This is a genomic window from Streptomyces sp. IMTB 2501 (assembly GCF_001953885.1).
Classification (GTDB): domain Bacteria; phylum Actinomycetota; class Actinomycetes; order Streptomycetales; family Streptomycetaceae; genus Streptomyces.
The window spans coordinates 214,142-239,511 of the sequence record NZ_MQUS01000006.1; the positions used below are offsets into that span (position 1 = coordinate 214,142).

The 25,370-nt window shown below is 70.1% G+C and carries 23 protein-coding genes; 12 read left to right on the forward strand and 11 right to left on the reverse strand.

Annotated elements, in window-relative coordinates; translation table 11 throughout:
* On the reverse strand, positions 1 to 582 hold the full coding sequence (locus AV521_RS13160) for a Uma2 family endonuclease (RefSeq protein WP_076087810.1): 582 nt from the start codon (positions 580 to 582) through the stop codon (positions 1 to 3).
* A 92-nt stretch (positions 583 to 674) separates the two neighbouring features.
* Positions 675 to 2,255, reverse strand: coding sequence for a methylmalonyl-CoA mutase (locus tag AV521_RS13165; RefSeq protein WP_076087811.1), 1,581 nt, complete (start codon positions 2,253 to 2,255; stop codon positions 675 to 677).
* A gap of 79 nt (positions 2,256 to 2,334) precedes the next feature.
* Here AV521_RS13165 and AV521_RS13170 point away from each other — a divergent pair, with 79 nt between their 5' ends.
* Positions 2,335 to 3,186 (forward strand): L,D-transpeptidase family protein, encoded by an 852-nt coding sequence (locus AV521_RS13170; RefSeq protein WP_076088037.1) that lies wholly within the window; start codon positions 2,335 to 2,337, stop codon positions 3,184 to 3,186.
* 268 nt (positions 3,187 to 3,454) lie between these two features.
* Here AV521_RS13170 and AV521_RS13175 read toward each other — a convergent pair whose 3' ends face one another.
* Together AV521_RS13175 and AV521_RS13180 are read right to left on the reverse strand one after the other, a co-directional pair.
* Positions 3,455 to 4,582 carry a hypothetical protein gene (locus tag AV521_RS13175; protein WP_076087813.1) on the reverse strand — a complete coding sequence of 376 codons (1,128 nt, stop codon included), beginning with the start codon at positions 4,580 to 4,582 and terminating at the stop codon, positions 3,455 to 3,457.
* The gene (locus AV521_RS13180) at positions 4,582 to 5,244 is read right to left on the reverse strand and encodes an RNA polymerase sigma factor (RefSeq protein WP_076087815.1); all 663 of its coding nucleotides are present in this window, start codon (positions 5,242 to 5,244) and stop codon (positions 4,582 to 4,584) included. The genes AV521_RS13175 and AV521_RS13180 overlap by 1 nt, the downstream gene beginning before the upstream one ends.
* Positions 5,245 to 6,130: 886 nt before the next feature.
* Between AV521_RS13180 and AV521_RS13185 the strand changes: the two genes are divergently transcribed.
* The 3 genes from AV521_RS13185 to AV521_RS13195 all read left to right on the forward strand — a co-directional run bounded on the left by AV521_RS13185 (position 6,131) and on the right by AV521_RS13195 (position 9,807).
* On the forward strand, positions 6,131 to 7,573 hold the full coding sequence (locus tag AV521_RS13185) for a family 1 glycosylhydrolase (protein WP_079249234.1): 1,443 nt from the start codon (positions 6,131 to 6,133) through the stop codon (positions 7,571 to 7,573).
* A gap of 459 nt (positions 7,574 to 8,032) precedes the next feature.
* Complete coding sequence (locus AV521_RS13190) at positions 8,033 to 8,524, forward strand: hypothetical protein (RefSeq protein WP_179023051.1); 492 nt, start codon at positions 8,033 to 8,035, stop codon at positions 8,522 to 8,524.
* 89 nt (positions 8,525 to 8,613) lie between these two features.
* Complete coding sequence (locus AV521_RS13195; protein WP_371917033.1) at positions 8,614 to 9,807, forward strand: MAB_1171c family putative transporter; 1,194 nt, start codon at positions 8,614 to 8,616, stop codon at positions 9,805 to 9,807.
* Positions 9,808 to 9,856: 49 nt separating this feature from the next.
* On the opposite strand, the gene AV521_RS13200 is transcribed toward AV521_RS13195, so the two are convergent.
* Positions 9,857 to 11,188: a cytochrome P450 gene (locus AV521_RS13200; RefSeq protein WP_076087820.1), complete on the reverse strand. Its 1,332-nt coding sequence runs from the start codon at positions 11,186 to 11,188 to the stop codon at positions 9,857 to 9,859.
* A gap of 55 nt (positions 11,189 to 11,243) precedes the next feature.
* Here AV521_RS13200 and AV521_RS49255 point away from each other — a divergent pair, with 55 nt between their 5' ends.
* Entirely contained in the window at positions 11,244 to 11,384 is a 141-nt protein-coding gene (locus tag AV521_RS49255; protein ID WP_179023053.1) for a hypothetical protein, read from the forward strand.
* Between the two features lie 75 nt (positions 11,385 to 11,459).
* Here AV521_RS49255 and AV521_RS13205 read toward each other — a convergent pair whose 3' ends face one another.
* Complete coding sequence (locus AV521_RS13205; RefSeq protein WP_076087822.1) at positions 11,460 to 12,335, reverse strand: helix-turn-helix transcriptional regulator; 876 nt, start codon at positions 12,333 to 12,335, stop codon at positions 11,460 to 11,462.
* Between the two features lie 405 nt (positions 12,336 to 12,740).
* Between AV521_RS13205 and AV521_RS13210 the strand changes: the two genes are divergently transcribed.
* Positions 12,741 to 15,686 carry an FG-GAP-like repeat-containing protein gene (locus tag AV521_RS13210; protein WP_143658603.1) on the forward strand — a complete coding sequence of 982 codons (2,946 nt, stop codon included), beginning with the start codon at positions 12,741 to 12,743 and terminating at the stop codon, positions 15,684 to 15,686.
* 153 nt (positions 15,687 to 15,839) lie between these two features.
* Here AV521_RS13210 and AV521_RS13215 read toward each other — a convergent pair whose 3' ends face one another.
* From AV521_RS13215 to AV521_RS13235, 5 genes are all read right to left on the reverse strand, one after another.
* A complete protein-coding gene (locus AV521_RS13215) occupies positions 15,840 to 16,676 on the reverse strand; it encodes a hypothetical protein (protein ID WP_076087825.1) in 837 nt (278 codons plus the stop codon).
* Between the two features lie 114 nt (positions 16,677 to 16,790).
* Positions 16,791 to 17,432: an RNA polymerase sigma factor gene (locus tag AV521_RS13220; RefSeq protein WP_076088041.1), complete on the reverse strand. Its 642-nt coding sequence runs from the start codon at positions 17,430 to 17,432 to the stop codon at positions 16,791 to 16,793.
* Between the two features lie 116 nt (positions 17,433 to 17,548).
* Entirely contained in the window at positions 17,549 to 17,935 is a 387-nt protein-coding gene (locus AV521_RS13225) for a hypothetical protein (RefSeq protein WP_179023055.1), read from the reverse strand.
* Between the two features lie 145 nt (positions 17,936 to 18,080).
* Positions 18,081 to 18,641 (reverse strand): hypothetical protein, encoded by a 561-nt coding sequence (locus tag AV521_RS13230; protein ID WP_076087827.1) that lies wholly within the window; start codon positions 18,639 to 18,641, stop codon positions 18,081 to 18,083.
* A gap of 173 nt (positions 18,642 to 18,814) precedes the next feature.
* Entirely contained in the window at positions 18,815 to 20,455 is a 1,641-nt protein-coding gene (locus AV521_RS13235) for a glycoside hydrolase family 20 protein (RefSeq protein ID WP_256725532.1), read from the reverse strand.
* Between the two features lie 154 nt (positions 20,456 to 20,609).
* Here AV521_RS13235 and AV521_RS13240 point away from each other — a divergent pair, with 154 nt between their 5' ends.
* The 6 genes from AV521_RS13240 (at position 20,610) to AV521_RS13265 (ending at position 25,334) form a co-directional block, all read left to right on the forward strand.
* Positions 20,610 to 21,182: a 2-oxo-4-hydroxy-4-carboxy-5-ureidoimidazoline decarboxylase gene (locus AV521_RS13240; protein ID WP_076087829.1), complete on the forward strand. Its 573-nt coding sequence runs from the start codon at positions 20,610 to 20,612 to the stop codon at positions 21,180 to 21,182.
* A gap of 190 nt (positions 21,183 to 21,372) precedes the next feature.
* Positions 21,373 to 21,753 carry a succinate dehydrogenase, cytochrome b556 subunit gene (gene sdhC / locus AV521_RS13245; protein ID WP_076087831.1) on the forward strand — a complete coding sequence of 127 codons (381 nt, stop codon included), beginning with the start codon at positions 21,373 to 21,375 and terminating at the stop codon, positions 21,751 to 21,753.
* Between the two features lie 5 nt (positions 21,754 to 21,758).
* Positions 21,759 to 22,241, forward strand: coding sequence for a succinate dehydrogenase hydrophobic membrane anchor subunit (locus AV521_RS13250; protein ID WP_076087833.1), 483 nt, complete (start codon positions 21,759 to 21,761; stop codon positions 22,239 to 22,241).
* A 19-nt stretch (positions 22,242 to 22,260) separates the two neighbouring features.
* Positions 22,261 to 24,015: a succinate dehydrogenase flavoprotein subunit gene (sdhA, locus tag AV521_RS13255; protein ID WP_076087835.1), complete on the forward strand. Its 1,755-nt coding sequence runs from the start codon at positions 22,261 to 22,263 to the stop codon at positions 24,013 to 24,015.
* On the forward strand, positions 24,015 to 24,779 hold the full coding sequence (locus tag AV521_RS13260; protein ID WP_076087837.1) for a succinate dehydrogenase iron-sulfur subunit: 765 nt from the start codon (positions 24,015 to 24,017) through the stop codon (positions 24,777 to 24,779). Before sdhA ends, AV521_RS13260 begins: the two co-directional genes overlap by 1 nt.
* A gap of 144 nt (positions 24,780 to 24,923) precedes the next feature.
* Positions 24,924 to 25,334 carry a VOC family protein gene (locus AV521_RS13265; RefSeq protein WP_076087839.1) on the forward strand — a complete coding sequence of 137 codons (411 nt, stop codon included), beginning with the start codon at positions 24,924 to 24,926 and terminating at the stop codon, positions 25,332 to 25,334.
* Positions 25,335 to 25,370 lie beyond the last annotated feature (36 nt).

Consider the following 25,370-nt stretch of genomic DNA (forward strand, 5'->3'; position numbering starts at 1 on the left):
TCAGTCGTCGCCGTCGAGGAGGGTGTCGACGGAGAGGTCCAGGGTGACGCCGACGGATTCGGGGACGGGGACGGTCTGGCCACGCTTGAAGCGGACGGGGTCGGGGTACTTCCCGTCGGTTGGGCCGGTGTACAGCAGGACCTCCTCGTGCTTGCGGTCCGCGATGAGGTAGACGGGGAGGCCGGCCTGGGCGTAGCACTCGACCTTGGGACCGAGGTCGTCGGACCAGTTCGAGGACGTCACTTCCACGACCATGCGGAAGACGTTCGGTGCGTAGTAGTTCTTCTTGACATGGGCGTCGCGGAAGTCCGGGTCGACGACGGAGAAGTCAGGGATCGCGAAGTCTTCGGGCAAGGTGGGCAACCAGAGCCCGACGCCCTGGACGTACTCATACCCCGCCTCAACGAGCCCCGCCCGATCGAAAGCCCTGCCCAGTTTCGTCAGCGACAGAGCGTGCGAACCATCCGGCGGCGGTGTCACAGTGAGCCTCCCCTGGAGAATCTCCACGCGGTGGCCAGGCAGTGCACGGGCAAGCTGGTCGGCAGCCTCGCCCAGGGTCAGCTCCTGCTGCAGTACGGCCATGGCGTCCTCCTCTTCGGGGCCCACTTTTCACGAGCGTAACCGGGTACGTGCCGCTTCCGCTCGTGATCGCTCATACGGAGTAACCGCCCAGCTCAGAACACCTCCGAAGGCTCGTAAGCCCCCCAAACCCCCCGCAGCGCGTTGCACACCTCCCCCACCGTCGCCCTCCCCCGCAGCGCCTCCTTCATCGGATACAGCACGTTCTCCTCTCCCTCGGCCGCCTTCTTCAGCGCGTCCAGTGCCGTGTCCACCGCGCCCTGGTCCCGTCCGGCCCGCAGCTTGGCCAAGCGGCCCGCCTGCCGGGCCTCGATCGCCGGGTCGACCCGCAACGGCTCGTACGGTTCCTCCTCGTCGAGCTGGAAGCGGTTGACACCCACGACCACCCGCTCTCCGGAGTCCGTCTCCTGGGCGATCCGGTAGGCGTTGCGTTCGATCTCGGCCTTCTGGAATCCCCGTTCGATCGCCGCCACCGCTCCGCCCAGGTCCTCGACCCTGCGCATCAGGTCGACGGCCGCCTCCTCGACGTCGTCCGTCATCCGCTCCATCGCGTACGAGCCCGCGAAGGGGTCGACCGTCGCGGTCACGTCCGTCTCGTGCGCCAGCACCTGCTGGGTGCGCAGCGCCAGCCGTGCGCTCTTGTCCGTCGGCAGGGCGATCGCCTCGTCGAAGGAGTTGGTGTGCAGCGACTGCGTGCCGCCGAACACCGCGGCCAGGGCCTGGACGGCGACCCGGACCAGGTTCACCTCGGGCTGCTGGGCCGTCAGCTGGACGCCGGCCGTCTGGGTGTGGAAACGGAGCATCAGGGACTTGGGGTTCCGGGCCCCGAACTCCTCGCGCATCACCCGCGCCCAGATCCTCCTCGCCGCGCGGAACTTGGCGACCTCCTCCAGCAGCGTCGTACGGGCCACGAAGAAGAAGGACAGGCGGGGGGCGAAGCCGTCGACGTCCATGCCGGCCGCGACCGCCGTACGGACGTACTCGATGCCGTCCGCCAGGGTGAAAGCGATCTCCTGAACGGGTGACGCTCCCGCCTCGGCCATGTGGTAGCCGGAGATCGAGATCGTGTTCCACTTCGGGATCTCGGCGGTGCAGTACCTGAAGATGTCCGCCGTCAGGCGCAGGGACGGTTTCGGCGGGAAGATGTACGTCCCCCGTGCGATGTACTCCTTCAGCACGTCGTTCTGGATCGTGCCCGTCAGCTGGTCGGGCCGCGCCCCCTGCTCCTCCGCCACCAGCTGGTAGAGCAGGAGGAGCAGGGCCGCCGGGGCGTTGATCGTCATCGATGTCGAGACCTGGTCGAGCGGGATGCCGTCGAACAGCACCCGCATGTCCTCGATCGAGTCGATCGCCACGCCCACCTTGCCGACCTCGCCGTGGGCGAGCGGGGCGTCCGAGTCGTGGCCCATCTGGGTGGGCAGGTCGAAGGCGACCGAGAGGCCGGTGGTGCCGTGGGCGATCAGCTGCCGGTACCGGGCGTTGGACTCGGCGGCCGTACCGAAGCCGGCGTACTGCCGCATGGTCCAGGGGCGGCCGGTGTACATGGTGGGGTACACCCCGCGGGTGAAGGGGTACGCGCCCGGTTCGCCCAGTTTCCCGGCCGGGTTCCAGCCGTCCAGCGCCTGGGGTCCGTAGACCGGCTCGATCGGCAGCCCCGACTCCGACTCACGCGCCATGGATGCCTCCGCACTACGTCCTGTCACCCTCACCATGCCCCGTCGTTCGACGGCGGTCACGCTGGGAAACATCCCCGGCATGAGGAACTCGGGAAGACCTGCCGCCGTACTCGCCTCGGCCGCCGCCCTCGCCGCCCTCTGCGGCTGCACCGTGCAGCCCACGGACGCCGATGGCAAAGCCAGGGCTCCGCTGCACATCCAGACCCCGGAAAGCGTGCCCCAGACCCCGGAGAGCCTGCCCACGGATCCCACCCGAACGGCCCAACCGTCACTGTCCGCGCCCGCGCCCGCGTCCGCTCCCCGCGTCCTGTGGTCGCGCGGCGACAGCGGGCCCGCCGTACGGGAGCTGCAGGCGCGGCTGCGCCAGCTGGACTGGCTGTCCGAGGGGCCGACGGGGTCGTACGGCGAGCTGACCGAGCAGGGTGTCCGGGGCTTCCAGGGCAAGCGCGGGCTGCCGCAGACCGGGCGGACGGACACCGTCACCTGGCAGCGGCTGGTGGCCATGACCCACGCACCCGGCACCTGGGAGCTGTATCTGATGGGCGGTCAGCCGGCCGGCCCGCCCGACCCGCGCTGTCTGACCGGCCGCGTGCTGTGCATCGACAAGACGACACGGACCCTGCGCTGGATGGTCGACGGCCGGACCGTGACGACGACGGCTGTGCGGTTCGGGACGCAGTACACCCCGACCCGGGAGGGCGTCTTCCACATCTACTGGAAGGCGCGGAACTGGGTGTCGACGCTCTACCACTCGCCGATGCCGTACGCGATGTTCTTCAGCCGCGGCCAGGCCGTGCACTATTCGTACGACTTCGCGGCGCGCGGATACGCGGGAGGCTCGCACGGGTGCGTCAACGTCCGGGACCAGGCCGCGATCCAGCAGCTGTTCGCGCAGGTGCGGGTGGGCGACAAGGTCGTCGTCCATTGGTGAGAGCCGTCCGGTGAGAATCGTCGTCCACCGGGGAGACGGGCTGCGGGGCGCGGGCGGGACCGGGGGAACGTGTCCCGCCCGCGCCAGGTGCACGAGCCGTGGGTACGGGGGGAACCCCGGCTCAGTGCGACGGCCGATGACCAGTCGGCTCACTCAGTACTGCGTACGGGGCGCCAAAAACGTCACACCCCGCGCGGACTATTTTTCGCGGGCCACGAAACCGCAGGTCAGATGGGTGGGAGGGGGGCGCACTTCCGGCGCCGCGGGCTCAGAGCGCGGTGTACGTCGGGCTTGGTGCCGGGACGGGCCCGGCGCCGGTCGTGCGGGCGGGGTGCGCCGGAGCGAGGGCCGGGGGAACCGGAGCGAGGGCCGAGGGAAGGGGCGCGGCACCGTCGCCGTGCGAGCCCTTGCCGCCGCCGCCGGAATTGCCCTTTCCGTTGCCCTCGCCGAACTGGCCGCCGCCGTCGCCGCCCTGGCCGTTCCCGTCGCCCTTGCCGCCCTTGTCCTTGCCCTTGCCGTTGCCGCCGCTGTCGCCGTTCCCGTCACCCTGGCCGCCGTTCCCCTGGCCGTCGGCCGAGCCGACGGCGGTCAGGACGACCTTGCAGAACCCGCTCACCCGGGCGCTGCCGCCCGCCAGGTTCTCCAGCGCGCGCCGGCGCCCGGTGTCCAGGCTCTTGCCGCCCTGGATGTCGCGGCAGGAAGCGGCCGCGTCCTTCCACCAGCTGCCGGGCGTGCCGGAGAGGTCGCCGGCGCCCGGAGAGGCGCTGCCGCTCGGGCGGCCGTCCGGTCCGGAGGCTTGGCCGGATGCGCCGCCGCGCGTGCCCGCGCTGCCGCTCGGGGTGCCGGGGCCCGGAGTCGGGCTCGTGGTGCCCTGCGGCGAGTCGGAGGCGGGCGGCCCTGCGGAGGGTCCGCCGGCGGAGACGGAGACGGCTGGGTGGGGATGCGCGGGCCCGAACGGCGTGGGCAGCATCCCGGTGCCGGCGGCCATGGCGACCCCGCCCAGCGTGCCCACGGCCAGCGCGGCGGCGAGCGCCAGGCGCACCGGCCGGGCCCAGCGGGGCCGCCGGTCCTGGATTCCGGTACGGGCCGGGGCGCCGATGCGGACCAGACCGGCGTCGCCGCCGGGTCTGGGCAGGGCGGAGGTGCCGGCGGCGCGGACGGCGAGGGTCCGTTCGGCGTCGGCGGCCTCGCGGGCCTTGCGGAACGCGGCCAGGGCGGCCTGTTCGCCGGGGAGTTCACCGGTGGCGGGGGCCGCCTCCGCGGACAGCGCGCCGAGCACCTGGGAGAGGCGTTCGGCCTGGTCACATGCGGAGGCGTCGACGGCTTCCAGCGACTCACCGCGCAGCAGACGTTCCGCCGTCTCACGGTTCAGCCACTTGCCTTGCTCGTCGGCCATCACATGTCCTTCTGCGTCCGCGCACGCATATCCGTCACAGTTGCGGACGACACCGCGCGACCACGCGGTTCTCTCTGGGGTGGGAGCGCGTCCAGCGCGCCCGGCGATTCCGGATCCTCGCGGAGCAGCTCCGCGAGCCGTTTCAGTCCGCGGTGCGCCGCGGTGCGTACGGCACCGGCGCGTTTGCCGAGCGTCTCGGCGGCGCTCTTGGCGTCGAGGCCGACCACGACCCGCAGGACGACCGCCTCGGCCTGGTCCTGCGGAAGCCGCGCGATGAGGGAGAGGGCGCCGTCGGTGGCCAGGGCCTCGATGGCCTCGCCGGCCGTGTCGGACTCGGCGGCCCGGCCGGTCAGTTCCGTCTCGTCGCCGCCTATGGCGGGGCGGCGGCCGCGCATCCGTATGTGGTCCAGGGCACGGTTGCGGGCGATCCGGGCGGCCCAGCCGCGAAAGCGGTCGGCGTCCCCGCTGAACCGGTCGAGGTCGCGGGCGATCTGCAGCCAGGCCTCGGACGCGACGTCCTCGGCGTCCGGATCACCGACCAGCGTACGTACGTATCCGAGCAGCCGCGGCTGCACGGCGCGGTACACCGTACGGAACGCGGTCTCGTCTCCGTCCTGTGCCGCACGCACCGCGGCGGTCAGCTCCGCGTCGTCCCCCAGCACCTGACTCCCTTTACGCCTGTTTCCGGTCCGGCGCGAAAGGCACGTTACGGCGTGAAACCGCGCCTCGTCCACGTCCGTAGAAGATGCAACTAACTCGTGACAAGGTGCGGGTGTGCGCAGGGTAAGGGCCGAGCGTGGCCGGGGTGTGACAGAAAACGCACTCACGGCGCTGAAGGAAGTACGGGCCGCGCGCGGCCCGTAAGCGCGACGGCCGGGGCCTCTCCTGTGGGGGGTGGCGGCCCCGGCCGTTGCTTCGGTTTTCTGCTCTTACCTGGGACGATGCGCGGAATCGGTGCCAATGCGGCCAACGCGTGACCAACCGGCCAGACGGCTCATGTGATCCTTTCCAGCACGATGCGCCGAGCCGCCCCGGACGCCGGCCTGCGGGCCCCTTCGACCCGGCGCTTGCCATGCTGGGCCATCCGACGTGTGACGTGTCACATTGACCGAGACCTCCCCGGGGTCCTCCCCCGCGTCCAGGTCGTGGATGCGGAACTTCTCGGGGCGGTTCAGCCGCTCCCTGGTGGAAGACCATCGGGCGCTGACCCGGCCGGCGTCCCGCGGCCCTCCGGGCCTGATCACGCCTCCGCGGAACATGTATCCGCTCTCGTGCAAGCATCCGGGCCTGCCACGTCGGGAGACCGTGCCGTCACGTCGAGCGGCGCCGGCCGCATCGGAAGCCTCACCAGACTCGTCCGCCAAGCCGCCATCACCTCCATCCACTCCATCCGCGACGGCACCGGGTGTACGGGGGGCTGCTGACCTGGCGTGTTGGCCCGGTTCGATCAAGTGATGCCTTGGTGATGCGTTCGGGCGCTTGCTTCCCCGGATCGCCTGGATGGGCCGACAGCCGTCGTTGGTGCCGGCTTGAACGTCGGATCCGACGATGGCGAAGGTTGTCCTCGCGGCACGGGCCTGGCGTGCTCTGCAAGATCTCCGCCAGGTAACCTCATCCCTGAGCACCGCTCAGCAAGGAGAAGACCGTGGCGCGTTCTGCAACTGGTTGAAGCTGCACATGTCGAAGGCCAACTTAACTACCCGGCGGACCTTCATGCTCGGGTGCGCGGCGATGATGCCCGTCCTGGCGCAGGGCCTCTCACGGTCACGCTCTGCGGATCGCCCTGCCAGCCTCGATCAGGAGACCGTAGCTTTGACGACGCCTACCGCCGGCCTTGTGCGCTTCCCCACCGGGTTCCGCTGGGGCACCTCCAGCTCGGCCACCCAGACTCAGGGCGCGACTCCGGCAGACAACTGGTGGGGCTGGGAGCAAGCCGGCAAGGCGCCCGCCAGCGGCGACGGAAGCGGCTTCGACGACCGGTACGCGGCCGACTTCGCCCTGCTGGCCGACTGGGGATTCGGCGACTACCGGCTGTCGTTGGACTGGGCTCGGCTCGAACCGCAACCAGGCCGGCACGACGCCCGGGCCATCGAGCACTACCGGCAGATCCTGCAGGCCGGCCGCCAGTCGGGGCTGAGCATATGGGTCTGTCTCCTGCATACCGCCTTGCCGAAGTGGTTCGCCGCCGACGGCGGATTCCTCGCGCCCTCGGCTCGCGCCACGTGGGCCCGCCACGTCGACTTCATCGGCGAGACCTTCGGCGACTTGGCCGACGGCTGGATGCCGGTCAACAACCCCTTCAGCTACGCGCTGAAGGGGTACCTGGCCGGCACGTTCCCGCCAGGACACACTTCGCGCGACGAGTTCCGCACGGTCCTTCAGGCCATCCACCAGGCCGACTTCGAGGCGGCCCTGCGCCTGCGCCAGGGCGGTCGGCCCACCGCCACGAATGAGTCGCTGGCCGTGCTGCACCCGGCCGACGACAGCGCGGCCGCTGCGGCGGCGACTGCTGATCTGGACGCGGCCGTGTGGGACTCGTGGCTCTCCCTCGCACGCATGACGCGGTACGAAAGCGCATTTGATCTCTACGGCTTCAGCTACTACTACGCCCCGGCCATCACCGCTCAAGGGAAGATCATCCCCTATCCGGCCGGAGAACCTGTCGGCCCGCAAGGCTATGTCGTCTGGCCGGAGGGGCTGGGCCAGGTCCTCACCCGCCTGCGCGCAGAACTGCCAGGCAAGCGCTACTTGGTGGCCGAGATCGGCTACGGCGGCGAGGACGACACCCAGCGCATCGCCTACCTGACCGCTGCGCTTCGCCAGGTCGCCGATGCGCTCACCGACGGTATGGACATCGCTGGTGTCCACTTGTGGACAGCGGTGGACAACTACGAGTGGCTGGACGGATTCTCCGTCCCCTTCGGGCTGTTCGACCACAACCGCGAGCCTCGTCCCAGCGCCACCGCCATCCAGGCTCTGATGCGGGCCTAGCCACCTGCGGCCGACCTCTCTGTCCCGGTGGACGGGGAGGGCCCGGTCACCGACCGGCCGAATATGTCACTGCAGGCAACAAAACGTTTCGATAACGTCTTGGCCGTGTGTCACCTCCTGGCCATCACCGAGTAATCAACAGCTGCTGTCTCGTAGTCGCGTGGCGACGCGAAAAGACCAGGTCACTGCAGTGATCAACATGAAGCGGCAGGTGATGGAGCGTCTCACGTGAGGCGACCAACCGGAGGAGGGTCGTCATTCCGACTGTGTACTGTCCTCTTCGCCAGCTCCGGCGCGAAACCGACACGTCAGCCCGGGTACTGCGTGGGTGCGGCCGCGCTGACGGCTGGCCCGTGTCCCAGGGCCTCGCAGGAGGAGCACATGTGGTGGCGCAGCAAAGCGCCGTTGTCGCCTCGCGCGTTGCACAAGCGGTGTGTGCGGCTTCTTGCTGATTTGCCCATGCCCAGCCCTTTCCGTGTGGACGCGCTGGTGCGGAACATGGAGGATGCGCGGGGCCGCTCCATCCACCTGGTCGAGCTTGCCGAGCCCGAGGGCGGGCCTCGCGCCGCGTGCGGTCTGCGCGTCAGGACCGACCAGGTCACGTACGTGTTGTACCGGCGCCGGCCGACGCAGACGGGGACCGAGCACACGATCCTCCATGAGCTCTGCCATGAGTGGTTCGACCACGGCACCACCTTGAGCCGGCAGGAGATCGAGCGGTACGTCCCGGGTGATCTCTACCAAGGGCTCCTCGGCCGTCTCGGTCCCGGTGCGGTGGTCCAGGCGCGGGCCCGCTACGACACCCCCGAAGAGCAGGAGGCGGAGCTTTCGGCCTCGCTCATCAAGCGGATCGCCCGCCAACGGCCCTCGGTGGGCGAGGACATGGTCAGCCTTCTTGAGCACTCCCTGTCCCACCCTGTCGCCCCTCCGCGGCTCCGCGGGACGCGGTAACTGCTTTCGCGCCCCAGCTGAGCTGGGACAACCCCCCTCGTCAGGAGTCCTTCGCCGTGCTTGCCCTGCTTGAGTATCTTGCTGCGCTGGTGTTGACGGTTGTTGCCGTGTGGCGGGCCCCCGCTGTCCGTTACGGCGACGCCTACCGACGGTCGCTGTGGGGCATTTACGCGGGTTTCGCCGTGACCTTGTGGCTCAGTACACCAGGCGTGATGCACCTGCTGAACGCTGTGCCAGTTGTCGATCTGTCGGTCCTGCTCAAGCACCTGGTCGGCGCCGTGGCGCTCATGTCCATGGTGACGTACGTCGCGACCAGCTACGGCAAAACCAGCGAACCTGTGGTCCCCCGGCACATCGCCGCCTCGCGCTGGATGGCCCGTTTCGCCCCCAAGGGCGCGCTGATCGTCATGGTCCTGATGACCGTGTTCTTCTTCACCGTGGTCGACCGGAAGAGCCCGAGCGCCGACTTCGTGACCGACCACACTGGTCAATGGGGAGCGGCGGCCTACCTGAGCGTCTTCTACTTCTACACGATCGCTGTCGCGACGGCATCCGGCTACCAGTGGACCGGCGCCTTCCGCCGCGCGGAGACCAGGCTGCTGCGCACGGGCCTGCTGCTGATGGCCGTCTCCATGTGGATGGGTGTCATCTACACGGCGGCCCGCATCGCGTTGATCTGGATCGACGTAGCCGCTCCGCTGAGTCACGCCACCGATCAGCAGGTGGTCACGTGGACCGCGGTGTGGTTCCAGGTGTTCTTCCTGATGCTCGCCCTGGGAACAAGCGTTCCCGCCACCCGTGCGGTCGCGGCACGTTGGCGCGCCTGGAACGCGTTGCGCTGCCTCTACCCGCTGTGGCGCGATCTGGTGACGACCTTTCCGGGCACATCCTTCGCCCCGCCGGCCCCCCGGCTGCGCGAGCTCACCCGTTTCTCGCTGCCGGTCGACGTCCGCCTCGACCGCTGGGTCGCGGACATCACCGACGTGGAGGACAAGCTGCGCCACTACGCGCCGCCGGAGTTGCTGTCGGTGGCTGAGGATGCCGCGGAGCGCCACCCGGACCCTGAGCCTGCCGCCGAGGCCTACTGGATCAAGGCGGCGCTGCAGGCCGCGGCTGCCGGGCGGCGACTGGAGGTCGCCTCCGCCGCGCTGCCCACCAAGCCGATCGTGGACACCAGGGCCCAGGAATCGTGGCTTCTGCGCGTGCGGAAGGCCTACGCCTCGATCACAGCGGCCCAAGCCGGGCAGTTGCTTGCCGAGGCCGAGCAGGAGCCCGCCGTGTGAACGTCGCTCGAACTGTCAGCGATGTGCTGCGGCAGCGCGAAGGCACGCTTCAGGTGAGCTGCGGTTCCAAGGTTGCCGGAGTGGGGCCGTCGGGGCGGACGGTGATGCCGTACGCCGCCTTCGTGGGGGTGGATTGGAAGGCGAGGGTGTGGGCCGGCAGCAGGCGTTCGAGCAGGACGGTCGATTCGCGGAGCGCGAATTGCATACCGAGGCAGGCGCGGGGACCGATGCCGAAGGGGAGGTAGGCGCCCGGGTGAGCAGGCCGGCCGTCCGGGGTGATGAAGCGCCGTGGATCGAAGTCCTCGGGTGCCGGCCACAGTTCGGAATCGCGGTGCGTGAGGTACGGGCAGATCAGCACGTCGGTGCCCGCCTCGATGGCGTAGCCGCCGAGGGTGTCGTCCTCGGTGGCGTAGCGGGGCAGGATCCAGGCGGACGGGTAGAACCGGAGCGTCTCGTGGACCAGGGCCTGAATGCCCTGGCGGCGTTGTGGTGAGCCTTCGCCGCCGGCGGCGAGAGCTTGTTCGCGGGCGGCGGGGTACCGGTCGAGGAGCAGGTAGAGCCAGGTCAATGTGGTAGCGGTGGTTTCGTGCCCGGCCACGAGCAACGTGACCAGCTCGTCGCGGATCAGCTGGTCGGTGTACTCGGGGTGTTCGGTGGCGGCGTCGATCAGGACCTGCAGCAAGCCGGGACCGTCGGGGCCGGCCGCCCCGCTGCGGGCGGCCTCGATGGCGTGCAGGGCGACCGCGTCGATCCGGGCGAGATCGGCGGCAACGGCGTCCCGGGCGTCGCTGACATCAGCGGGCAGGGTCGGAAGGGCGGCCGCCACGGCTGCCACTGCGGCCAGTTGGCGCTCGGTCTCATCATCGAGGGGATGCCCGGTAAGGGAGCGCCAGATGGAGTCCAGGGCGAAGCGGCGCATCTCCTGCCCGACATCGAGGGTCTGCCCGGTCCGGGCGTATCCGGCCCAGCGCTCGGCAGTGGTCCGGGCGGCCTCGGTGATCCGCTGTTCGTAGCGGCGCATACCGGTACCGGTGAACTGGCCCTGCAGCAGGCGGCGTTGCTGCTTCCAGGCCGCACCGGTGGCGGAGAGGACGCCGTCGCCGATCAGCAGGCGGGCGCGGTGGGAGCGCTTGACGTACCGCTCCGGATGCCGGGCGAGTACGTGCTGGACCGCATGCGGGTCGGTGACGAGAACGGTGGGAGTCGGCCCGAGGCGGAAGGCGGCGATCCCGCCGAGCCGCTCACGCACCTGGGTCAGCAGCTCGACCAGTTCGCCTCCCTGCGAACGCCACCGCTCCACGAGTCCAGGCTCGGCTTCTGGGACCGGCCGCCCCGTTCCAGGGACGTAGGGCAGGGAGCCGAGACCGGCTTCGGTGTCCATGGTTCTTCTCCTGGTAAACCGCTGACGGAGCGCTGGCACGACGGACTGTACGGGAGTGACAGCCGCCCTCGCCTCGGCACTGTCCGGGCATGGCCCGGATCCCGCCGCGGCGTTCGGCTCGCCGTGGTGGCTGCTGGACCATGCCCTGGTCGCGGCCGTCCGCTGGAGCCGCGTGGCGCCGGCCTGGACTCGGTGACGCAGACCGTGGCTGCCGCCTGTTCGGGATGCCTTGACGCGGGCGTGTTGCTGAGGTGACCGAGCCGCCGGGGTGCTACCGGTCGTCGCCCGGGATGGTGCCCGTGCGGATTCCAGCGGCCAGATCGGCCACGATGCTGATCATGTCCGGCGACAGGCCGTCCTCGTTGCCGCGCGCGGCGAGAGCGAGGATCTTTCGATCGTTGATCGCCTTCAGCAGCTCGGCGACCTCGGTGATCTGTCGGGCCGCCTGTTCGTTTGGCTGGAAATACATCACCGGCACGCCGAACACCTCGGCCAGGCCTTCGAGTACCGCGGGGTTTTGCGGGCCGACGACGGTCTGCGCGCCGGTCCGCAGCGCCAGGACAACATCCACCGTGACCAGATCCCGTCCGGCCTTCGCGTTGATGGCCTGGGCGATCTCCGCGTCCTGTGGGGGCTGGTTGCCCGGCGGGTAGGTTGTCATCATGTAGGTGATCTTCTCGGCGAGGGTCCGCGGGATCGGCCGCTGCTCGGCCGACGGCTCGTCCGGCGCCAGGTTGCCGAAGGAGCGCTCCTGCGCCGCCAGCAGTTCCTCGGTGGTCGCCTTGTACGCGTTCGCCAGAGGTTCGATGTACGCGTCGTTGAGCTTGCGCTTGCCGCGCTCGGCATTGCTCAACGGCACGCGACTGGCGCCGATGGCCTCAGCGGCTTCCCTCTGGCTCAGACCGGCATCACACCGCAGGTCCGCCAGGTCCGGCATTCCGTCCCGGGGGAACAAGACATCGATCGGCTCCCCCAGTACCGCGGCCAGGGCGGGCAGCTTCTCACCCGGAGGAAAGTCCTCGCCGCTCTCCCATCGCGCAACTGCCGTGCCGGTGACGCCAACTGCCGCGCCCAACTGCTTCTGGGTGAGGTCCTTCCCCCGACGTGCAGCGCGCACGCGCCTGCCGTCGAAGAGGCGTGGGGGCATGCGGGACTCCTGCCACTGATTGACCTCGGGAAGGGAACAGGGGAACTTTAACCTCTCACTTGATACCGCGTCGCATGTATCGTAAGTTCCGGTATCGGAGAGATCAACCGCGCTCCTGCCCGCCTGGTGACGCACGGGGGTCGCCACCAGGCGGGCGTCGCCTCCACTTTGCCGCCCCGCTATGCATCGGAGGTCGTCCGGCTTCCGCTGAAGGGCTAGGAAGAAGTCGATTGCCGCGATGGACTCCGCGCAGGAGCAAGTGCGCAGCGCTAAGATCCAGCCACTTGCATGGGTGGGGCTCCAGCCGGGGTTTTCTGATTCGCTTTTCACGGTCGCGCTTTGCGCTGCTTGTGACTGTATGGGCCACTGTGATCCAGCCATGCGCTGCTCTTTGGGGAGGAATGGGTGGCTCAACGCGCCCTCAGACGCGGCTTGTTGGCCGCGTCCGCAGCATTCAGCCTGGTTCCGGGCCTCGGGTTCGCAGCAGGGCCCGCGCAGGCGGACACCTCCGGCGAGGTCGTGCTACCGGCCGATGCCGCATACGTGCCGCCCGAGGACACGGTGAAGGCGGCGGGTGACACCGGATATCTGCACACACAGCAGGGCACGTCCGGGACGCAGTGGACCGACGACGCCTCGGGGCAGTCCTACACCGTCACGCCCGCGGTCGAATCCCCCCACGACGGCCTGGGCATCGTGCCGGAGCCGGGAAGCCCAGTCGTACACATCGAGGACCTGGCGACCCGGGCCACCACCTCCATCCAGCCGCCCGCGGGACAGGTGTGGACGCACGCCTACACCGGCTCGTCCGTCCTCACCCACGCACAGCAGAGCGGCCCGCAGGTGCTGCACCTGGTGCGGTCCGCGAACGGCCAGGTCACCGACACGCCCATCCCGTGCCCGCCGGAGGTGACCGGTTTCGCCGGAGTGCTGACCCAGGACGACGCCGGCGCCGTGCTGTATCTGCGCACCGCCTCCGGAGAGCTGCCGTTCCTGGTGGACTACGCTGCCGCGACCGTGCACGAGATCTTCGCGGGGACGGACATCACCTCGGTGAAGATCGGTCTTTCGGCGGGCCACGTGTACGCCTATCCGAACTCCTGGCCCACGTACGTCGACACCGTCCCCCGGGACGACCCCGGCGCGACGCCGACGCGGACGCCCCTGCCGGCCGCCGTCGCGAACAATGACGCAGGGGTTGCCGACATCGCCGTGACCGGTGGCTGGATCCTCGTGAACCACCTGATCACCACGACCTACACGGCCCCCGGCGATGCCTTGCAGGCGGTGCCGATCGGTGGCGGGGCCGCTCAGAAGCTGTTCCCCTGGGCACAGCCGGACTTGGTGACGGCGCCTGACGGCAGTGTGCTGGTCACCGCCGGAACCAGCTCCGAGGACTGGGCGGTCCGCAGGATCAGCGCGGCTTCCGGCCAGGTGCCGACAAGCTCCGTCGTACAACGGGTGCCGCCGCTTCCCGCACAGGTGCGGGATCTTTCCCTGGGCGCGGGCACGTTGGCCAATGACGACTGGGTGTCCAACTCGGCGCTGCCCGACCCCGTGTACGAGCGCGACGTCAGCTCCTCCCTGCAGGTCGGGCCGCGTACCATCGTCACGCAGCACGGCACTGGGGTCATCGCGCGCGGCAACGGGCAAGTGGCCTACCAGACATCCGACGGCATCGTTTCGCCGGTCGCCGGCGGATCCTCCCAGCACCTCTACGCGACCGGCGCGGTGGTGGCCGCCTCCGGGCGCTACATCCTCCAGCACGACAGCGGATACTTCTTCGTCCAGGACTTCGAGGCCCCCAGCACGCTCCCCTACCAGTCGACCACAGAGGCGGCGTCACTGTGGGGCCGGAAGGTCTGGGAGGAGGACCCGGGCCACCACGGTGACGTCAGGTCCTACGACCTGGTCTCGAAGCGGTACACGGCAGATCTCCCGGTGGACCCGGCGTGCGGGAACCTGTCCGCGGTCCAGGCCGTCGGCCGCTGGCTGTACTGGTCCTGCGCGCACGTCGACGGAGTCACCGACAGGGCCGGGGTATGGGACCTGACCGCGGGCAAGAACATCCCGGTCCGCTACGGGCAGGCTCAACTCGGGGACGGCTACCTGGTCTTGCGTGACGCGGCCACCGGCGCGTTGATGCTCACCGACTTCCACAACGGCGCGGGAACAGCACCGGTGACCACCGAGTTCGCCGGCGCGGCCACCGGGGTCTGGACGGTCGACAGGTTCGGCGGCTCCGCGGCCTACGTCGACTCCCAACAGCGCGTCCATCTGGTGCCGGTCTCCGTGCCGCGTTCCCCGATCGCCGCGATCGACGCGCGTACGAACGGCAGAAGGCTGACCGTTCAGCTGTCGCGTCCCGCGGGCTCGGCGACGGTGACGTTCAGCGACCCCTTCGGCCACGTACTCCGCACCCAGACGGCCGAACTCGCGGGGGCCTCGGCCGACGTGACGTGGAACGGCCGCACCGACAGCGGCACAGCGCTCCCGAACGGCACCTACACCTGGAAGGTGACGGCCACGGCGGCCGACGGCACCAGCGCGGTGACCACCGGCACCCTGCGGCTGACCGGTGCCGCGGACGCCTACCGGGACTACGGCGCAAGCGGCCTCGGCTCCCTGACCACGCTGACCTCGACGGGCTGGCTCACCGCCCACTTCTCATCGCACGCGGACGGCACGTTCACCGGCACGAGCGGCAGCAGCGGCTGGCCGAGCGGGATCACCGCGGTGCCCTTCGGCGACATCAACGGGGACGGCTGCAACGAACTGCTGGTGCGCATGCCTGGCGGTCAACTGCGCGCGTACCGTGCCGGATGCGGGCACTGGCCCTCGCCGAACACCTCGTACGCCTCGCTGGGCACCGGCTTCAGTCAGTACAAGTGGCTCTCCTCGCCGGGTGATCTGAACGGCGACGGCACCCCGGACCTGGTGGCGTGGAGCGCCTCGACCGGTGACCTGTATGTCATCCCGGTCACCCGGCAGGGGACGCTCGGGGCCCGACAACTGGTCCGTTCCGGACTGACCTACGCGAAGCTGATCTCGATCGGTGACGTGACCGGCGACGCGATCGGGGACCTGCTGGCCTACGACCGCTCCGGCAGCCTGTGGCTGATGGCAGGCGACGGCCACGGTAACTTCCAGTCCCGCAAGCCGATCTTCAGCAACTGGGGCACCGGGTACAACGCCGTGATCGGCGTCGGCGACATCACCGGTGACGGCAAGCCTGACCTCGTCGAACGGGACTCCTCCGGCACCATGTGGGTCAACCCGGGTCTCGGGAAGGGCTCCTTCGGCGGACGGATCAAAGCAGCGACCGGCTGGAACTACACCGGGATGTCCTGATCTCCGGTCCCCGGGCCGGACACCACACGCGGTGTCCGGCCCGGCCCATGCCCACCCCACGCCCCACCGAGCAGATCTCCGACTCCGCGATCAACGCCTCTCCCCGGGGTCGCGGCCCCGGCCGTTGCCTCAGCGGGCCGAAACCGGCCTCGTTCAGCCGCCGTTGGCGGCCTTCGTCTTCCCGTCGCCCTGTTTGGCGCCGCCCGTGGCGGACTTCCCGCTCCCCGCGTCCGACTTCGCTTTCCCCGTCGTCGGCTTCTGCTTGGAGCTGCCGTCGCCCGACTCCGACTTCTCACCCGGCTTACCCGGCTTGGGGTCCTTTCCGCCTGTTTCGCCGCCGCCGGTTGTGCCGTTCGTCACCTGGGCCACGCAGTAGGCCGTGACCTTGTCCGCGCCGCCCGCCTCCGCGACGAGCCGCCGCCAGGCCGTCGAGTCCAGCGCGCCACCCCGTTCCCCGGCCCGCTCGTAGGTACGGCAGTGGGCCACCGTGTCCCGCGCGGTGGCCGGGTGGTGCGGGCGGGCGGACGGGCTCGCCGATCCCGGTCCGGCGGACGCGCCGGGAGTGCCCGGCCGGAGCGGCCCGCTCGCCGACGGGTGGGCCGGACGCGGGGTGTCGGGCCGGGCGTGCGAGCCGGAGCGGGCGGAGCCGATCGCCGCGACGGCCACACCGCCCAGCGCGAGGCTCGCGAACGCCAGCGAGAGCGTGACCCGCAGCGAGCGCCGCCCGCGGCGGGGCGCGGCGGGCCGCCAGTCGTCCCGGCGCCGGGTGCGCGCGGGGGACGCCTGTGTCTCTCGGGCGGCCCGGAAGGCGGCCACCGCGCGGCGCTCGGCCTCGGCGTCGATACCGTCGGCGCGCAGGGCGGCGGCGAGCCGCGCCTCGAATCCGGAGGCCGTGAGGCTCCCGGCGACGTGGTCCGGTGCGGACAGGGTGCCGCCGGGGTGCCCGTGCGGACGACCGAAGGAACCGTCGCCGCTGTGCCGTTCACCCATGCCTGTTCCCGTCCTCTTCCGGCGTACCGGAGACGCGTGGCCTCCTCCCGGACCTCGTACCGGGTCCGGGAACGATGTTTTCCCCGTGTCCGTACGGGTGACGGCCGGCGCCGTTCATGTCGACTCACCCAGCGTCCGGGGGCCGTCATCCGTCACACCTTCGCCGCCTTCGTGCCCGGCGCCCTGACCGCCCAGGTTCCGGGCCAGACGTTTCAGCCCGCGGTGCGCGGCCGTGCGGACGGCGCCGGGGCGCTTGCCCAGGACGCGTGCGGCGGCCGGGCCGTCGAGGCCGACGACCACCCGCAGCAGCACGGCCTCGGCCTGGTCGCGCGGCAGGCTGCGCACCAGATCCAGCGCCCGCTCCGTGGACAGCGTCTCCAGGGCCTGGTCGTGGGTGCTCAGCCGGCCGGGCAGCTCCAGCGCGTCCTGTTCGAGCGGCGCGATGCGGGGCCGTACCCGTCGGCGGCGCAGATGGTCCAGGGCGCGGTGCCGGGCGATGGTCGCGGTCCAGCCGCGGAAGCCGGCGCCGTCGCCCTGGAACCGGCCGAGGTCGCGGGCTATCTCCAGCCAGGCGTCCGCGGCCACGTCCTCGGCGTCCTCGCCGACCAGGCCCCGCAGATAGCCGAGCAGGCCGGGCTGCACGATCCGGTAGGCCACCGCGAACGCGGTCTCGTCACCGTCCTGGGCGCGCGCGACGGCCGCGCCCAGTTCCCCGTCCCGCGGCTGTGCGCGCCGGGGTTCCACTCCCTGGCCCAAGACGTCCTCGTTCGTGCCCGGTTCATGGCCACTGCGTGGCGCGTCCGTCACGGTCCGACACGTACCGGCCGTGTCTCCGCCCTCCACGATCATCAGCGCCGGGCCTCACAGAAGTGTCACAGCGGGGCGGTCGCGTCGCGGCACAGCAGGCGCAGCGAGCCGTGGCCGCCGTAGGCGCGCCGGGCCTCGTCGATGGGGTCCCAGAGCCGGCCGTCGGGGCTGCGCACCCAGTGGTCGCCGCCGGTCGTCCACCACTCGGCGCCGGTCTGGCGGACGATCACCTCACCGGCGTAGGCGCCGAAGCCGCGCAGCACGCTCTCGACAGCGGCGTACGGCGGTCCCTCGCGCCGGATCTCCTCGATCATCCGGTCGACCCGCCACAGGCTCTGCGCCGAGTAGTCGAGCCGCACCCGGGCGCCCTCGCGCATCGTCGCCACGGTGTCCGCGGCCCATCGCACGGGCTTGGCCGCGGCCTGCGGCCGGGTCTCCTGCTGTGGTGTCACGTACTGGGCTGTCACATAGGGAAGAGCGACCGGCCCCGCCCATCCGTCACCCGATCCGGAAGGAGTTCCGCCAACCGTCGCAGGACTACCCCACGTCCACCGCAGGACGGTCACAGCATCGCCGTACCCGCATGAATCGTGCGGCTCAGCAGGACTCGCTGCGCGCCCGGCGCGACACCACCGCGCGCAACACCCGCCGCCCCTCGATCGACAGATCCAGCGCGCGGCGCAGGCCGTGCGGCCCGTGTTCCGCCAAGAGGTCCAGTACGGCCGTCTGCCGACGCAGTTCCGCGGCGACCAGCGGTGGCAGATCCGCCATGTCACCCGCCCGCCCGGCATCGAGGCCGGCGACGTCCGGCGTACCGTCCGCCGCCGGATCGAGCAGCCGGTGCACCCGCAGCGCAGCGACCGAGCAGGCGTCGGCCCAGGGCCGTACCGCGTCGGCGGTGCGCTCGGCCGGCGCCGCCTGCAGCATCCGGCGGACCAGCAGCGCCGCCTCCTCGTCGTCGGGCCCCTCGGTGCCGAGCGCCCCGCGGGCCTTCTCCAGGCTCTCACCCCAGCCGGAGCCGTCGGCGAGGCTCGCCCACAGGGGCCGCAGCAGCTCGTCGTCGGCACCGAGCAGGGGCAGGCACCGGTCCAAACAAGCCAACCCGCTGGCCGCCAGTCCGCGTTCGTCGGCCTGTGCGATCCGTTCCACCAGGCTCATGAAATGTCTCCCTCGCCGGGGCGCCGACCGGTACGGAGCCCGCACTTCCCCTTACTGCGTGCGATGCCCGCCGGATGTCACAGGGGACGGCTACTCGGGTGGGACTGTCTGTTGTATGCCGGGTGCGGGTGTTGTGGGGCTGTTCGCGCAGTTCCACGCGCCCCTGCGATCGCTCAGCCGAGCTTGGCCGAAAGTCGCTGGAAGTCCTGCCAGGACAAAGTCGGCCGGCCCGGGTCCCACAGCTTCTGCACGGTGGCCCGTAGCGGCATCCGTATCCCGGCCGCGACCTGGTCCTCGGTCTGCGCGTTCGGGAAGTCGCACCACACCGCGAACGAGCCGCCGAGGATCTGGCCGTCGTAGCTCCCCGGTACGGCGGCCGTGCCGCGGAGCACGCGCGGGTTCCACTGCTCGTAGATCCGCTGCCCGGTCGGGTACACGAAGGTCTGCGGCTGGCCGAGGACGTAGTAGAGGAACTCGTCGTTGTAGTTGAGGACCTTGCGCCCCGCGCTCAGGTACTCCACGGGCTGCCGGGCGCCGAGTTCCTTGCCGGTCCAGTAGGCGACCTGGAGATCCCCCGCCGCCCGCGCCGAGGTCCCGCGGTAGAAGCCGTCGTTCCAGGCCCGCATGGTCTTGCCATGGCCGCGGACGGTGTCGGCGCGGTCGTCCAGCCAGCCGGTGGCGAGGTCGGCGACCGTGCCGGAGGCGCCGTACCTCTGCCGGGCGGCCGCGGCCAGCTGCGGATACGAGGCCTGCGGATCCTTCACGGTCAGCGCCTGGTACTCGTCACCGCCGAGATGCCACTGATCGCCGGTGAACAGCCCCGCGTACTCGTTCAGCAGATCGTCGACGATCTTCGCGGAGCCGGGCTTGGAGATGTCGATCGCGCCCTTGGTGGCGACTCCGCTCGCGTTGCGGAGCTGCAGACCGGGGTGGGCGGCGAGGACGGCACCCAGATGTCCCGGCGAGTCGATCTCGGGTACGACGGTGATGTGCCGGCTGTTCGCCAGGTCCACGATCTTCTTGACCTGCGCCTTGGTCAGATGGTCCCTGGAGACGATCTCGGGGTGGCTGCTGGACTCGATCCGGAAGGCCTGGTCGTCGGAGAAGTGCAGCCCCAGCTCGTTGAACTTCAGGTCCCCCAACTCGCGTATCCGGTCCTCGATCCAGGACTCGCTGAACGGCTTGCGCGCGATGTCCAGCATGAACCCGCGCACCGGCTTGGCCGGTTCGTCCCGCACGACCCCCTCCGGCGCCGTACCGCCGCCGTGGACCTCCTGCTTCAGCGTGCGGGTGCCGTAGAACACCCCCGCCTCGCCGGGTCCGCTGATGTCGACCCGCCCGTCGCGGACGGTCATCGTGTACGACTCCTGGCTCCCGCCCCCGCCGCCGAGCGCGAGCCGGACGTCGCCCGCCCGCACGTCGTCCTTCTGTCCCACGTAGGTCAGCCCCAACTCCCCGGCTATCAGCTGCCCCGCGCCGGCCAGCTCCCCGTCGCTGACCACCACCCGGTCCGCCTTCTGCGGCTTCCAGCCGGGCCCGCGCGCCGCGGTGTGCGAGCGCACGGCGGGTATCGTGCGCGGCGCCTGGGACATCGGATAGGACCGGCCGGAGGGCGTGGCCGCACCGCCGGTCTCGGCCACCCGGCCGGACGACGACTGCCGCGCACCCCCTTCCGTCGCCCCGCCGCCCCCGACCGACGAGGCCCACACGCCGACGCCCGTGCCGAGCGCGACGGTCCCGACGAACGCGGCGGCCACGACCGCCCGCTTACGTATCACCTGCTGCGCCGAAGCCCGGCGCTTGTGCTGGGTCACCCTGCCAACGTACGACCGATCCGCACGCCGTTCGTCATCCAGCCGTTCCGAAACTCTGCCGTTCGAGTGAATTCCAGGCGTCTCACGGACACACCGTGACCACTCTCGATAGCCTGACGACACACCTTTCACAGCATCCCCTGCCACGCCACATGTGACGCGAGGACCCACGCTGCCCGCCCACCGCCTGCCCTCTCTCCCCAGGCCCCTCGACGCGTTCAACACCGCCCCCGCCGACGAGACCCGCGCCCTCCTGCAGCACTGCCTGCACAGCCTGCGCTGGTCCCGCCGCATCGCGGACCACCGCCCCTATCCCGACCTGGAGTCCCTCCTGGCCGCGGCGGACGAGGCGGCGTACGACCTGTCACCGGGCGACCTGGCGGAGGCCCTGGCCGGAGAGTCCCTCCCCGACCTGCCCGAGGACACCTACTCGGCGGCCCACATGGCCCTGAGCGCGGCACACGCGGCCTACGAGGCCCGATTCGGGCACGCGTTCGTCATCTACCTGGGTGACACCCACCCGGACGAATCCCTCGACCACATCCTCGAAGCCATCCGGTCACGATTGGCAAACGATCCGGAGGAGGAGCGGGTCATAGCGGCAGAGGAACTCCGGCGCCTCGCAAGAAGCAGACTGGCAGCCTCCCTGAGGGGCACGGGACCGCATCCATCTGCGGTTCCGCCGCGGGGAACGACCAGCCCCCACGCACCCGCAGTCGGCAAATAACAGGACACCCCACCCCACTAGCCGCAAGGCAGTAGCCCATCCGATGCCAGTTTGATCACACAGATAGGCCCCCCGTAAGCGGCAGCGCACCGCATGGATACGATGCTGAGGGCCGGTGGACCGTACCCGGCCGGGCCCGACCGACAGAGAAGCCGGCGCGGCCCCAATCCCCGCTCCCGGAGGGACTTCCGTGCCGGCTGGAACGCTGTACCGCGGCCGGGAAGGAATGTGGTCGTGGGTGGCTCACCGAGTCACCGGTGTCCTCATTTTCTTCTTCCTGTTCGTTCACGTGCTGGACACCGCTCTCGTGCGTGTCTCCCCCGAGGACTACGACAAGGTCGTAGCCACGTACAAGACGCCGATCGTCGCGCTGCTGGAGTACGGCCTCGTCGCCGCCATCCTCTTCCACGCGCTCAACGGCCTGCGCGTCATCGCCGTCGACTTCTGGTCGAAGGGCCCGCGCTACCAGAAGCAGATGTTCTGGACCGTGATGGGTGTCTGGGTCGTCCTGATGGCCGGCGCGATCTACCCCGTGCTCGGCCACGCCGCTCGTGTCCTGTTCGGGAGCTGACGCAGATGTCCACGACTGAAACCACCGCAGCCGGCGTCGGCCCCGTCGAGGGCGCCTCGCTCTACGACGTCGACAACCCGGCCCCGCTGATCGAGGCGCCGCGCAAGCGCACCAAGAAGACCCCGAAGTCGACGCGGGGCAACTTCGAGCTGGCGGCCTGGCTGTTCATGCGCCTGTCCGGCGTCGTGCTGGTCGTTCTGGTCCTCGGCCACCTGCTGATCCAGCTCGTGCTGGACGGCGGTGTCTCCAAGATCGGCTTCGCCTTCGTGGCCGGCCGCTGGGCGTCCCCGTTCTGGCAGGTCTGGGACCTGCTGATGCTGTGGCTCGCGATGCTGCACGGCGCCAACGGCCTGCGCACGGTCATCAACGACTACGCCGAGCGGCCGAACACCCGTCTGTGGCTGAAGGCTCTGCTCTACACCGCCACGGTGTTCACCATCCTGCTGGGCACGCTGGTGATCTTCACCTTCGACCCGAACATCCGCTAGGCACGGGGCTGCGAGAATCATGAAGATCCACAAGTACGACACCGTCATCGTCGGCGCCGGTGGCGCTGGCATGCGCGCGGCCATCGAGTCGACGAAGCGCAGCCGCACCGCCGTGCTGACCAAGCTCTACCCCACCCGCTCCCACACGGGCGCCGCGCAGGGCGGTATGGCCGCCGCGCTCGCCAACGTGGAGGAGGACAACTGGGAGTGGCACACCTTCGACACGGTCAAGGGCGGTGACTACCTGGTCGACCAGGACGCCGCCGAGATCCTGGCGAAGGAGGCCATCGACGCCGTCCTCGACCTGGAGAAGATGGGCCTGCCGTTCAACCGGACGCCCGACGGGACGATCGACCAGCGCCGCTTCGGCGGTCACTCCCGCAACCACGGCGAGGCCCCGGTCCGCCGGTCCTGCTACGCCGCGGACCGCACCGGCCACATGATCCTCCAGACGCTGTACCAGAACTGCGTCAAGGAGGGCGTGGAGTTCTTCAACGAGTTCTACGTCCTGGACCAGCTGATCACCGAGGTCGACGGGGTCAAGCGCTCCGCCGGTGTGGTCGCCTACGAGCTGGCCACCGGTGAGATCCACGTCTTCCAGGCGAAGGCGGTCATCTACGCCTCCGGCGGCACCGGCAAGTTCTTCAAGGTGACCTCCAACGCGCACACCCTGACGGGTGACGGCCAGGCGGCCTGCTACCGCCGCGGTCTGCCGCTGGAGGACATGGAGTTCTTCCAGTTCCACCCGACCGGCATCTGGCGCATGGGCATCCTGCTGACGGAGGGCGCCCGCGGTGAGGGCGGCATCCTCCGCAACAAGGACGGCGAGCGCTTCATGGAGAAGTACGCGCCGGTCATGAAGGACCTCGCGTCCCGTGACGTGGTCTCCCGCTCCATCTACACGGAGATCCGCGAGGGCCGCGGCTGTGGTCCCGAGGGCGACCACGTCTACCTGGACCTGACCCACCTGCCGCCGGAGCAGCTGGACGCCAAGCTGCCGGACATCACCGAGTTCGCGCGGACCTACCTCGGTATCGAGCCGTACACGGACCCGATCCCGATCCAGCCGACCGCGCACTACGCGATGGGCGGCATCCCGACCAACGTCGAGGGTGAGGTCCTGTCGGACAACACCACCGTCGTCCCGGGCCTGTACGCGGCCGGTGAGGTCGCCTGTGTGTCGGTGCACGGCGCCAACCGCCTGGGCACCAACTCGCTGCTGGACATCAACGTCTTCGGCCGGCGCGCGGGCATCGCCGCCGCCGAGTACGCGCACACGGCGGACTTCGTCGAGCTGCCGGAGAACCCGGAGTCCCTCGTCGTCGAGCAGATCGAGCGGCTGCGCGAGTTCACCGGCAACGAGCGGGTGGCCACGCTCCGCAAGGAGCTGCAGGAGACCATGGACGCCAACGTCATGGTGTTCCGCACCGAGCAGACGATCAAGACGGCCGTCGAGAAGATCGCCGAGCTGCGCGAGCGCTACAAGAACGTGGCGATCCAGGACAAGGGCAAGCGGTTCAACACGGACCTGCTGGAGGCCATCGAGCTGGGCAACCTGCTTGAGCTGGCCGAGGTCATGGCCGTCTCCGCCCTGGCCCGCAAGGAGTCCCGCGGCGGTCACTACCGCGAGGACTACCCGAACCGCGACGACGTCAACTTCATGCGCCACACCATGGCGTACCGCGAGGTGGGCGACGACGGCGCCGAGTCCATCCGTCTCGACTACAAGCCGGTCGTCCAGACCCGCTACCAGCCGATGGAGCGTAAGTACTGATGGCTACCCCCGTTCTGGACAAGGTGGAGGCGGAGGCCGCGGCCTCCTCGCACCTGATCACGGTCACCTTCCGGATCCGCCGGTTCAACCCGGAGGTCTCCGCCGAGGCGGACTGGGAAGACTTCCAGCTGGAGATCGACCCGAAGGAGCGTGTCCTCGACGGCCTCCACAAGATCAAGTGGGACGTCGACGGCACCCTCACCTTCCGCCGCTCGTGCGCGCACGGAATCTGCGGCTCGGACGCTATGCGGATCAACGGCAAGAACCGCCTTGCCTGCAAGACGCTGATCAAGGACATCAACCCCGAGAAGCCGATCACGGTCGAGCCCATCAAGGGCCTGACGGTCCTGAAGGACCTGGTCGTGGACATGGAGCCGTTCTTCCAGGCGTACCGGGACGTCATGCCGTTCCTGGTCACCAAGGACACGAACGAGCCGACCCGCGAGCGGCTGCAGTCCGCCGAGGACCGTGAGCGCTTCGACGACACGACGAAGTGCATCCTCTGCGCGGCCTGCACCTCCTCCTGCCCGGTGTTCTGGAACGACGGCCAGTACTTCGGTCCGGCCGCGATCGTGAACGCCCACCGCTTCATCTTCGACAGCCGCGACGAGGCGGGCGAGCAGCGCCTGGAGATCCTCAACGACCGTGACGGCGTGTGGCGTTGCCGTACGACCTTCAACTGCACGGACGCCTGCCCGCGCGGTATCGAGGTCACCAAGGCGATCCAGGAAGTGAAGCGCGCGCTGATCACCCGGCGTTACTGATCTTCACGGGATCTTCACTGATTCCATCGGTCCTCCCCAAGGGGCCTGCTTCCGCTCCTCCGGAAGCAGGCCCCTTGGGCGTTTTTGCCGGGTTTCGCCACGCTGTTGACGGGTTCCGCTGCCCAGCGGTTCTAATCTGACGACATGTCAGACGATGAGTCGTACGAACTGCTCGGTTTCGACAACGTGCTGCTCCCCGTCGGCGACCTCGGCGAGGCCCTCGAATTCTACGAGCGGGCCGGATTCACCGTGGGGTTCCGGTTCGACGAGGCCGGGATCGCACAGCTGAAGGTCGGCGGGGAGACACCCGGGATCCTGCTGCGCGCCGAGCTGGCGCTCGGGCACCGCATGCCGCCGTGGCACTCGCCGCACATCTGGCTGGAGGTGCCGGACGCACGGGCCGCGGCGCGGGAGCTGGCCGACGCCGGCATCACGCCGCTGGACGAGGTGTTCCAGGAGGCCACCGGCTGGACGGTGGAGTTCGCCGACCCCTGGGGCAACATCCTCGGCTTCACGGACTACACCAAGCGCCGCGAGCTGGGCCGCAGGGGCTGACGAGGACCGGGCAGCGCCCCGAAGGGGCACGGGGCT

Coding starts and splice junctions, on each gene's coding strand:
- AV521_RS13160 (WP_076087810.1), bottom strand. CDS start 582: ATGGCCGTACTGCAGCAGGAGCTGACCCTGGGCGAGGCTGCCGACCAG.
- AV521_RS13165 (WP_076087811.1), bottom strand. CDS start 2,255: ATGGCGCGTGAGTCGGAGTCGGGGCTGCCGATCGAGCCGGTCTACGGA.
- AV521_RS13170 (WP_076088037.1), top strand. CDS start 2,335: ATGAGGAACTCGGGAAGACCTGCCGCCGTACTCGCCTCGGCCGCCGCC.
- AV521_RS13175 (WP_076087813.1), bottom strand. CDS start 4,582: ATGGCCGACGAGCAAGGCAAGTGGCTGAACCGTGAGACGGCGGAACGT.
- AV521_RS13185 (WP_079249234.1), top strand. CDS start 6,131: ATGGCGAAGGTTGTCCTCGCGGCACGGGCCTGGCGTGCTCTGCAAGAT.
- AV521_RS13190 (WP_179023051.1), top strand. CDS start 8,033: ATGCCCAGCCCTTTCCGTGTGGACGCGCTGGTGCGGAACATGGAGGAT.
- AV521_RS13200 (WP_076087820.1), bottom strand. CDS start 11,188: ATGGACACCGAAGCCGGTCTCGGCTCCCTGCCCTACGTCCCTGGAACG.
- AV521_RS13205 (WP_076087822.1), bottom strand. CDS start 12,335: ATGCCCCCACGCCTCTTCGACGGCAGGCGCGTGCGCGCTGCACGTCGG.
- AV521_RS13215 (WP_076087825.1), bottom strand. CDS start 16,676: ATGGGTGAACGGCACAGCGGCGACGGTTCCTTCGGTCGTCCGCACGGG.
- AV521_RS13230 (WP_076087827.1), bottom strand. CDS start 18,641: ATGAGCCTGGTGGAACGGATCGCACAGGCCGACGAACGCGGACTGGCG.
- AV521_RS13250 (WP_076087833.1), top strand. CDS start 21,759: ATGTCCACGACTGAAACCACCGCAGCCGGCGTCGGCCCCGTCGAGGGC.
- sdhA (WP_076087835.1), top strand. CDS start 22,261: ATGAAGATCCACAAGTACGACACCGTCATCGTCGGCGCCGGTGGCGCT.
- AV521_RS13260 (WP_076087837.1), top strand. CDS start 24,015: ATGGCTACCCCCGTTCTGGACAAGGTGGAGGCGGAGGCCGCGGCCTCC.
- AV521_RS13265 (WP_076087839.1), top strand. CDS start 24,924: ATGTCAGACGATGAGTCGTACGAACTGCTCGGTTTCGACAACGTGCTG.